Source organism: Lacticigenium naphthae DSM 19658 (genome assembly GCF_000425865.1).
GTDB lineage: Bacteria > Bacillota > Bacilli > Lactobacillales > Carnobacteriaceae_A > Lacticigenium > Lacticigenium naphthae.
The window spans coordinates 1-8,973 of sequence record NZ_AUEG01000030.1 but is presented as its reverse complement, the minus strand read 5'-3'; the positions used below and the strand labels follow the sequence as shown (position 1 = coordinate 8,973).

Annotated in this window: 9 protein-coding genes; 5 read left to right on the top strand and 4 right to left on the bottom strand. The window is 35.0% G+C overall.

Translation table 11 applies throughout. From position 1 onward, the window contains the following. Nucleotides 1-439 precede the first annotated feature (439 nt). Nucleotides 440-2,086 (bottom strand): mercury(II) reductase, encoded by a 1,647-nt coding sequence (merA, locus tag H626_RS0109630; RefSeq protein WP_027109179.1) that lies wholly within the window; start codon nt 2,084-2,086, stop codon nt 440-442. A 12-nt stretch (nt 2,087-2,098) separates the two neighbouring features. Further along, on the bottom strand, nt 2,099-2,500 hold the full coding sequence (gene merR / locus H626_RS0109625; RefSeq protein ID WP_027109178.1) for a mercury resistance transcriptional regulator MerR: 402 nt from the start codon (nt 2,498-2,500) through the stop codon (nt 2,099-2,101). Nucleotides 2,501-2,742: 242 nt separating this feature from the next. Between merR and H626_RS0109620 the strand changes: the two genes are divergently transcribed. Then, nucleotides 2,743-3,105: an ArsR/SmtB family transcription factor gene (locus tag H626_RS0109620; RefSeq protein ID WP_027109177.1), complete on the top strand. Its 363-nt coding sequence runs from the start codon at nt 2,743-2,745 to the stop codon at nt 3,103-3,105. 16 nt (nt 3,106-3,121) lie between these two features. Next, the gene (locus tag H626_RS0109615; RefSeq protein ID WP_027109176.1) at nt 3,122-3,733 is read left to right on the top strand and encodes a CadD family cadmium resistance transporter; all 612 of its coding nucleotides are present in this window, start codon (nt 3,122-3,124) and stop codon (nt 3,731-3,733) included. A 99-nt stretch (nt 3,734-3,832) separates the two neighbouring features. On the opposite strand, the gene H626_RS0109610 is transcribed toward H626_RS0109615, so the two are convergent. Further along, the gene (locus tag H626_RS0109610) at nt 3,833-4,741 is read right to left on the bottom strand and encodes a cation diffusion facilitator family transporter (RefSeq protein WP_027109175.1); all 909 of its coding nucleotides are present in this window, start codon (nt 4,739-4,741) and stop codon (nt 3,833-3,835) included. Nucleotides 4,742-4,784: 43 nt separating this feature from the next. Further along, entirely contained in the window at nt 4,785-5,099 is a 315-nt protein-coding gene (locus H626_RS0109605) for an ArsR/SmtB family transcription factor (protein ID WP_027109174.1), read from the bottom strand. A gap of 298 nt (nt 5,100-5,397) precedes the next feature. On the opposite strand from H626_RS0109605, the gene H626_RS0109600 reads away from it, so the two are divergent. From H626_RS0109600 to H626_RS0109590, 3 genes are all read left to right on the top strand, one after another. Further along, complete coding sequence (locus tag H626_RS0109600; RefSeq protein ID WP_027109173.1) at nt 5,398-7,341, top strand: heavy metal translocating P-type ATPase; 1,944 nt, start codon at nt 5,398-5,400, stop codon at nt 7,339-7,341. Nucleotides 7,342-7,582: 241 nt separating this feature from the next. Further along, entirely contained in the window at nt 7,583-8,161 is a 579-nt protein-coding gene (locus tag H626_RS0109595) for a recombinase family protein (RefSeq protein ID WP_027109172.1), read from the top strand. Nucleotides 8,162-8,254: 93 nt separating this feature from the next. Further along, nucleotides 8,255-8,836, top strand: a complete 582-nt coding sequence (locus tag H626_RS0109590; RefSeq protein WP_027109171.1) for a hypothetical protein — start codon at nt 8,255-8,257, stop codon at nt 8,834-8,836. Nucleotides 8,837-8,973 lie beyond the last annotated feature (137 nt).

Here is an 8,973-nt window from a genome sequence, read left to right as displayed (position 1 = left end):
TCACTTGTTCAAATCCAATGGTCTTTAAAAAATTGACGAGGTTGTAAGCCAGGACACTGATCATCATTCTAACGTGATTTTCCAGGAAGAGTGGGTGTAAATTGTAATTTTATTTTGCATTAAATTTAAGAGGTGCTTTGCACTAATAAAATAAAAAAGACTATTTCTGGGGAAAATAGTCTTTTTTCTATGTTTGTTATTGAAAGTTTACTTATAAGAAATAGTAGTTTTTAATTGCTCGGAAACTCCCAAGTAACAAATATTTACTTTTTCTTAGTAAATTTTAAATGCGTGATTATTGAAATAGTCAATATTCTCGTATGAAAATTCATTTAAAAATTGGTTAATCCATTATTTATTGAAAAATGTATCTTTTAATCGCAGATTATCTAAAAAGGACGGCAGATCCTCAAATGGAACTGCCTCCCTTTTCTGTATATTATCCTGCACAACAAGATAATTTTGAAACATCGTTATTATAGCCAAGTGCTGCAAGTTTCAGTCCTTCTGCCATCGTTAAATAGGGCGCCATTGTGTCTGTTAAATCCTCGACTGTTAAGCCAAATTTAACAGCTAAAGTTCCTGCATAAATGACTTCGCCTGCATTTTCAGCAACAATATGAACGCCTATTATTTGTTGATTTTGAGCGTTGATAACAAGCTTGATTAACCCAGTTGCATCATGATTAACTAGGGCCCTTGGTACATTATCTAAATCTAAGATTGACGTTTTAACATCTATTCCCTTATCATTTGCTTGTTCTTCTGTTAAGCCAACAGTACCTACTCCAGGATTTGTAAAAATAACACCAGGAACAACAGACAAATCAATTTTCCTATTTAAGCCCCCGACTGCATTGTCCGCTACAATCTTACCTTCATGCGCGGCTACATAGACAAATTGAGGACCTAATGTAACATCTCCTGCTGAGTAAATGTGTTGATTGCTTGTCTGACCAAAATCATTCATCATGATTTCATTATTTATCCCTATTTTTACACCAGCAACATCTAAATTTAAGGCTTCAGTATTCGGTTTTCTACCTGTCGCAATTAATAATTGATCCGATTCAAAAGTTTTTTGCTTACCATTTTTTGTGACTGTCAACTTTTTTATGTCTCCATCTTGCTCAACCCATTCATAATTAATCCCAGTAATAACCTGGATGCCTTGTTCATGAAGTGCTTTTTCGACTGTTTCTGAAACTTCTAAATCATAATCTTTTAATAGTCGTTCGCTTCTTTGTATGAGTGTGACTTTAGAACCTAAGTTGTGGAACAATTGACCGAGTTCTAGTCCAATATAACCCGAACCAATAACGGTTAATCTTTCTGGTACTTCATCTAGCTCTAATAAAGTTGTACTCGTTAAATAATCTATCTTTTCAATGCCGGGAATTTCAGGAATAAAAGAAGTTGCGCCCGTGGCGATCAGGAAGCGTTTTGCTTTTAATTCTTCTCCATTGACCTCAACGACATCACTCCCCACAAATTTTGCTTCGCCTTCGATTAAATCAAAACCGTATTCGTCGATTAAATCGATATATTTTTCTTGGCGCATTCCACTTACCAATTCATCTTTTTGTTTCACCAATGATTTTAAATCGACTTCTCCAGCCATTGTATTTAACCCATGGAATGGATTCTTTTTAGCTAAATGATTGATCGTTCCTGCCCTAAGAAGCGTTTTAGACGGAACACAGCCAACATTTACACAAGTTCCGCCAATTGTGTGTCGTTCGACCATACCCACTTTTGCACCATATTTTGTTGCTTGAATAGCTGCTGAAAAAGCAGCACTTCCAGAGCCTATAATCAGAAAGTCATAATCGTATTCCTTTTCATTTTTAAGTATTAAATTAGACTGAGAAGCTATTTTTTCGATCTTTTCTATCTGATAATTGGATTGTTCAATCGCTTTTTCGATGCTATTAATTTCGACAGATTCACTTAAATTGAATTCTGTTTCCCCTTGCCGGTAGTTTGTTTTTATATCTTTTGCACCTATGTTTTCAAGCGCCATTGTTACATGGTTTTCACAGCTGGCACAAGTCATACCTTGAATGCTTACTTTATACTTCTTCATACAAAAGCTCCTTCATTCATCATAAATTAGTGTTTCAATGATCGGACAAGCATACATTTCTTTCTCGTTAGGACAACGTTCCTTTAAATCGCCTAACATGCTTTCAATTTGTTTTAAATCAGCAATTTGTTTTTGCACTTCTATTTGCTTTTGAGAAACAAAATCAAACATATTTTGACAACGAACACTGTCTTGATCAACAACGCCTAGCAATTTATAAATTTCGTTTAAAGAAAAACCAAGATTTTGCATTTGCTTAATAAATTTCACTCGTTTAATATCCGCATCAGAATACAAGCGATATCCTGAATCTGTACGTATTGGTTCTTCCAATAATTTTTTACCTTCATAATATCGTATTGTTTCTTTATTAACGCCACTCTTTTCAGCAAATTCACTAATCAGATACTTCATTCTTTTCACCTCTATTTATTATACACCATGTACCATAGTACATGGTCAAGAGATATTTATGATTTTAAAATACTCTACCCTAGTAGTTTTCTCTTAAAATCCCTTAAATATATTTAAAGATTTTAATACCGTAAAGAAATCGAATGGCGAAACAATCAAATAAGCATTTGACTATTAAGGCACAACATATGTATAATATTAACGATACAATCAAATGAACGTTTGAATGAGAGGTGAGTTAAATGACTGAAGTTTGCCAAACAACCATCATACACCAAGAAAAAGTAGATGTTGTAAAAAACAAATTGGAGAAAAAAGATTTTTCGGATTTGCTTGTGTTAGGGAAATGTTTCAGCGATTCCTCTAGAATTAAAATTTTCTATGCTTTAGAAACTTATAAAGAGATGTGTGTCTGTGATTTAGCGGAAATATTAGACGCTAGTATTGCTACAACGTCACACCATTTACGTTATTTAAAAAAGTATGGAATGACGAAATCACGTCAGGATGGCAAAGTAGTTTATTATTCTTTAGCGAATGAGGACGTAATTTTTGCTGTTCAAACTTTTCTGAATCTGTCAGAAAAGATAACTACGAAATTTTAGTTTGGAGGAAGTTATTTTGTTACAAAGTATTATTTCAGCGATCGCTGTTTATATTTCTACGAGCATTGATTATTTGTTTATTTTGCTAATTATCTTTTCTCAAAGCCACACACGAAAAGGGATGCGCCATATTATTTGGGGTCAATATCTTGGGACAAGCGTTTTGGTCGCAGTAAGTTTGTTTGCTGCTTATGTGCTGAATTTTATTCCGCAAGATTGGATCATTGGACTTCTTGGATTAATTCCAATTTATTTAGGTATCCGTGTCGCTGTGATAGGCGAAGAGGAGGAAGAAGAAGAGGAAGTCGTTGAAAAACTAGAATCTAGAGGAACCAGTCGGTTATTCTGGACTGTCGCCTTAATAACCATTGCGTCAGGTGGAGACAATTTAGGGATTTATATTCCCTACTTTACTTCGTTAGCTTTTTCAGAAATTTTAATTGCCTTAGTAGTATTCGTTATCTCGATTGCGATTCTTTGCTTTATCAGTTATAAGTTGGCAAAAATTTCCTTTGTTTCCGAAACGTTAGAAAAGTATGAACGAATCATTGTTCCAATCGTGTTTATTGGATTAGGAATCTTTATCTTGGTAGAGAACGGGACGATACAAACGCTACTAGGTTTTTAAAAATCATAATCACGAAAGATAAAAAGAGAGGCAGCGATTTGTTTAGTCGCTGCCTTTTTTGCTTTTCAAATAATGAGGTATTTTTAGTGTAGGACTATCCTAAGTGTTGTGGGAGTATCCTTTCTCAAGTTCTTCTTTACTTGTTGTTATTTCTATTGTGATATGATTTTTCACACTGGATTCATGTGCGATTTCTGCAATTACTTCTTTTATTTCCCTAGACTTGTCTATGTCTGAAGGGTCTATAAGAACCGTGACGATAAGGGCGTTTTCTTCCCCGTCCAGTGACCAAATGTGAAAATGTGAGAGGTCTTTTACAGCAGGAACATTTTTAATGGAATTCGCCAAGCTCTTTACGTTTACATTTTCAGGCGAACCATTCAATAAAATTTTCATTGTGGTGAAAAATTCAGGAATGGTTTTGTAGAGGATATAGAGTGCAATCAAAATCGATAAGATAGGATCCAGACGATATGCCTCGGTAAAGTTCATTAGAATACTCACAATCAAGACTCCAATCCACCCTAATACGTCTTCCAGCATATGGAGGTTCAACATACCCTCATTTTTGGATGTGCCTTTGCTTAAAATCCAAGCAGCATATCCATTCAATGCAATAGCTACGAGAGAAAGCCAGAACATGCCACTATAATTTACGGGTTGTGGGTCAAGCAAACGTGGCACACTACGATAGATCATAAAGAACGAGCCACTAATTAGCACAACGCCAGTTATCAGCGCGCCCAGTAAAGAAAATCGGTTATAGCCAAAGGTGAACCGTTCATCTTGTTTTTTCTCTGAATAACCTTGAAAAAACCAAGCGAATCCAATTGAAATAGAGTCCCCTAAATCATGAACTGCGTCAGACATAATGGACACACTATTGAAAAGAAACCCAAAGAAAAATTCACTTATGGAGAAAATAAAATTTATGAAGAAAGCAATTTTAATATTTTTTTTCGATTGATCCTGATGCGAGTGATTATGATTTTTATCTGATTTTGACATTTTAAAAACCTCCTAAGTTTGTATGCTACATAACTAATTGGTTTTATTTTTCTAATTCACTGACATGAGTTAAAACTTGTTCGAGAATACTAAAAACATGAAGGTCATCTAAACTGTAAAGCATACTTTTTCCTTCTCTTCTTGATTTTACTAAGCGTGCGTCTTTCAACGTTTTTAATTGATGAGAAATAGCAGACTGTTCCATGTCCAGAGAAATAGCGATATTTCCAACACTACACTCTTTTTTCTGTAAAAGAAAGAGAACCGACAATCGTGTAGGAGCACTAATCACCTTAAATAGTTTGCTTATTGACAGAATAGATTCTTTATCGATTGGAGAAGTTGTTTTTATATCCATAGTGTTTTTATTCCTTTCATATGACCTTTCGTTCATATCTATATTACCATATGAGCGAAACAATGCTAATCTTTTGTTTATAAAAGAGAAGTTGCGTTCTCTTTATCTTGACAAAACGTATATAGCGATATAAAATGAGAATACAAACATATGATTAGTTAGTCATATGTAAAGTAGATTCATTACGATTTACTTTTGGAATAGACGAAAGGATCCAGAAATAGCGGAAATTTTTGTGATTCAAGAAGTAAATGATGGAAAACAAAGGACTTATAAATTATATAGGGAGGCAATAGAAATGGAAACTGTCCAAAAACAACAGTCTCAAGAAAAGCATAATCACAACCACGGTCACGATCATGATCATGGGAAAATGCCAGTCGTTTTGTACTTTGTTGGTTTAGCATTAGCAGTGATTGCTCTATTTTTGAATGAAGATTATCAGTTGCTACAAAATGTTTTGTTCTCAATCGCTACAATCAGCGCTGGGTATCATGTCATTGTTCTTGAAGGCCTTGGAGAAACAATTGAGAACTCAAAAAACCAAAAAAAGTTCATGCCTAATTCTCATATTTTAATGGGATTAGCGGCAATCGGAGCTTCTTTAATGGGGAATTTTTGGGAAGGAACATTATTGATTCTTATTTTTTCTGGAGCACATTTTTTGGAAGATTATGCAGAAGGAAGAAGCAAACGAGAAATAACGAAATTACTCGAAATGAATCCAACGACTGCCCGGTTAATCCTACCTGATGGCAGTACAAAAAATGTAGATGTCAGTGAATTAAAAGTGGGAGATCAACTTCAAGTTTTGAATGGCGATCAAGTACCTATTGATGGCGTCATTTTGTCTGGATCTACATCCATTGATGAGTCGTCTATTAATGGAGAAAGTATCCCGAAAGAGAAATACAAAGGAGATGGCGTCTTCGGGAGTACAATTAATGGAACAGGTAGCTTCACGATGAAAGTCACCAAAGAAAACGAAGATACAGTATTTTCAAAAATTTTACAATTAGTGAACCAGAACCAAGATAACCAAACAAAAGCTGCGAGTATTATCCAAAAATTTGAACCCAAATACGTCACAGTTGTTTTAATTGCCATTCCTCTATTCATGTTATTGGCTCCTTTTCTACTTGATTGGACATGGTCACAAAGTGTCTATAGAGGATTGGTCCTTTTAGTTGCAGCTTCACCGTGTGCTTTAGCAGCAGCTACTGTCTCGGCAACGCTATCGACGACTTCTAATTTAGCCAAAAAAGGAGTCCTTTCAAAAGGTAGTTCTTACCTGTCTCAATTAGCCGATATTAAAGCAATTGCATTTGATAAGACGGGCACCTTGACCAAAGGAAAACCTGAAGTAACCAATTATTATTTTGCTGATTCCGTGAACGAAGAAAACATGATTGATATCGTAGTAGCTCTTGAAAAAGAATCCAATCACCCCTTAGCAGATGCTATTCTAAGAAAGTTTGAGCAAAAAAACAAACTAACTATTGATGTAGAAAACCAGATTGGTAAAGGATTGACAGGAAATTATAAAGGAAAAAATTATCGTATAGGAAAACCGACATCGTTTGAGGATGTTTCAGATGAATATATCCGTTTAAATAACGAATGGGCGTCAGAAGGTAAGACGGTCGTATACGTAGCAGTCGATGAAGAAGTTATAGGCCTTATTGCCCTCATGGACGTTCCAAGTGAACATGCAAAAGCAACCATTGATTATTTCAGAGAACAAGGCGTACACACTACTTTAATTACTGGTGACTCAGAAATGACGGGAAAAGCGGTTGCTAAACAATTAGGAATAGATGAAGTGATTGCGAATGTCATGCCGGAAGACAAATCCAGAATTATAGACGAACAAAAAGAAAAATACGGTGTGACCGCCATGGTTGGAGACGGTGTCAATGATGCTCCCGCTCTTGTTAATGCAGATGTGGGAATCGCTATGGGAGATGGGACTGATGTGGCAGTAGAGGTATCTGATTTAGTTTTAATGCAAAACAATTTATCTAAATTGGTACAATCCCATAATATTTCTTCGAAAATGAACCGTGTCATTTGGCAGAATATTATTTTTTCAATGGCCGTTGTTGCCTTTTTAATTGTCGTTAGTTTCTTAGGCTTAACGGATATTGCAATCAGTGTCATTATTCATGAAGGAAGTACATTGGTTGTTATTCTGAATGGGCTTCGATTGTTAAGGTCTAATTCTAAGCCTATCAAAAATTAATAACCTGTTTCAAATATTAACTAATTCTCGTTTTCATATGCCTCTGAAGTTTTGGAAACTTTAGAGGCATATTTTTATAAATCAGTTAGTATCAAAAACAATCGTTTATGATACAAAGTTAAAAGGACCACTTTTTATTTAAAAAGCGGTTCTTTTTTGTTTCAAAACTTATTTCATTATCTAAGTTTCTTTACCCACCGATTGTGATACAATTGAAGAGTAAAAGAAAGGAGCGTATAATATGAGTGATTATGTGTATGGCTATGCTCGTGTCAGTACCCAGCACCAAGAACTAAACCGTCAAATCGATTTACTCGAACAACAAAACTGCAATGAAATATTAACGGAAAAAATGACGGGCACTAAAGCTAGTCGACCGCAGCTGGATCGTTTGAAAGATAAATTGCGACCAGGAGACACGGTAGTTGTAGAAAGTTTTTCCAGGCTGGGACGGAGTACCAAAGATTTGATTGAGTTAGTTAACTATTTTGAAGAACACGACGTCAAACTGGTCAGCTTAAAGGAAAATTTTGATACCACTACGCCGCAAGGACGACTTATGATGACCGTCTTTCAAGCGTTCAGTCAATTTGAGCGCGATCTCATTGTGGAGAGAACTAAAGAAGGATTGAAAAGTGCGCGTGCGAGAGGACGAAAAGGCGGACGTCCGCGAGTGAACCAGCGAGAGATTGAACGTGCACTAAAGCTCTACCATACCCGAGAATATAGTGTAAAAGAAATTACGGAAATGACCGGCATTAGCGGCGCAACATTGTATCGCTACTTAAATACAAATAAAGATGCCAAAAGCAGTCCATAGGTACTCCGTTTGTATTGTTTTCCAAGAATCATAGAAACATATTAAGAATAAACTTATCGGAGTAAAGTGCTTTTTTTAACAGGAGGTGATTACATGGCTGAAATTACAATAGAAACAAAAATGAAACTAGAGCAATTATTTGGAATGGACTCTGGTTATGTCATGGATTTAAGCGGTCCACAGTTTGAAGATTTTATTTATGACAAAACAGGAATAAATATTTTTGACAAAAAATATAACTTTAGAAGTGGTTCAAAGGCAAATAGATTAAGAGCTTTTTGGAATTTGGAAAGTAATCAGAATGTTTCTAAATTGAATCTATCCCTTTTGGCTTATTGGGAGCAGAAATTTAGACTATCCGATCCTGACGAAGAAACTTTTTATTCGTTCTATCGTTTAAAAGAGGAATCTGTAAAAGAATTAAACATTTTATCAAAACAACCTAATAAAAAATTTGATGTAAGTACAATCAAGAGTTTACAAGTTGAAGGAAATTTTCAATTATTAAAAAGTGATATCCAGAGGACTCTTAATGATAACCAACCTCAGCTTGCTTTAGATAGGACACATACCTTATTAATGACTTATTTAAGAGAACTGTGTGAGGCCCACGATATTTCTTATACCAATAAGGAACCATTAGATAATTTATTTTCTAAATATATTCCTGAATAATTCATAGCTCTAATTTAAAGCTGTTTTCTTGAATAAATTGCCTATTTTTATATTAGGCAGATACTTTCTTCTAAAATATTGTGTTTTCGAACAGGATTCTTAGGGAAGAAGGACCTATTAAAAATCCTTTGTCTATT

Excerpts from the sequence above, each read along its gene's own strand:
- merA (WP_027109179.1), bottom strand. The coding sequence starts at position 2,086 with ATGAAGAAGTATAAAGTAAGCATTCAAGGTATGACTTGTGCCAGCTGT.
- merR (WP_027109178.1), bottom strand. The coding sequence starts at position 2,500 with ATGAAGTATCTGATTAGTGAATTTGCTGAAAAGAGTGGCGTTAATAAA.
- H626_RS0109620 (WP_027109177.1), top strand. The coding sequence starts at position 2,743 with ATGACTGAAGTTTGCCAAACAACCATCATACACCAAGAAAAAGTAGAT.
- H626_RS0109610 (WP_027109175.1), bottom strand. The coding sequence starts at position 4,741 with ATGTCAAAATCAGATAAAAATCATAATCACTCGCATCAGGATCAATCG.
- H626_RS0109605 (WP_027109174.1), bottom strand. The coding sequence starts at position 5,099 with ATGGATATAAAAACAACTTCTCCAATCGATAAAGAATCTATTCTGTCA.
- H626_RS0109600 (WP_027109173.1), top strand. The coding sequence starts at position 5,398 with ATGGAAACTGTCCAAAAACAACAGTCTCAAGAAAAGCATAATCACAAC.
- H626_RS0109595 (WP_027109172.1), top strand. The coding sequence starts at position 7,583 with ATGAGTGATTATGTGTATGGCTATGCTCGTGTCAGTACCCAGCACCAA.
- H626_RS0109590 (WP_027109171.1), top strand. The coding sequence starts at position 8,255 with ATGGCTGAAATTACAATAGAAACAAAAATGAAACTAGAGCAATTATTT.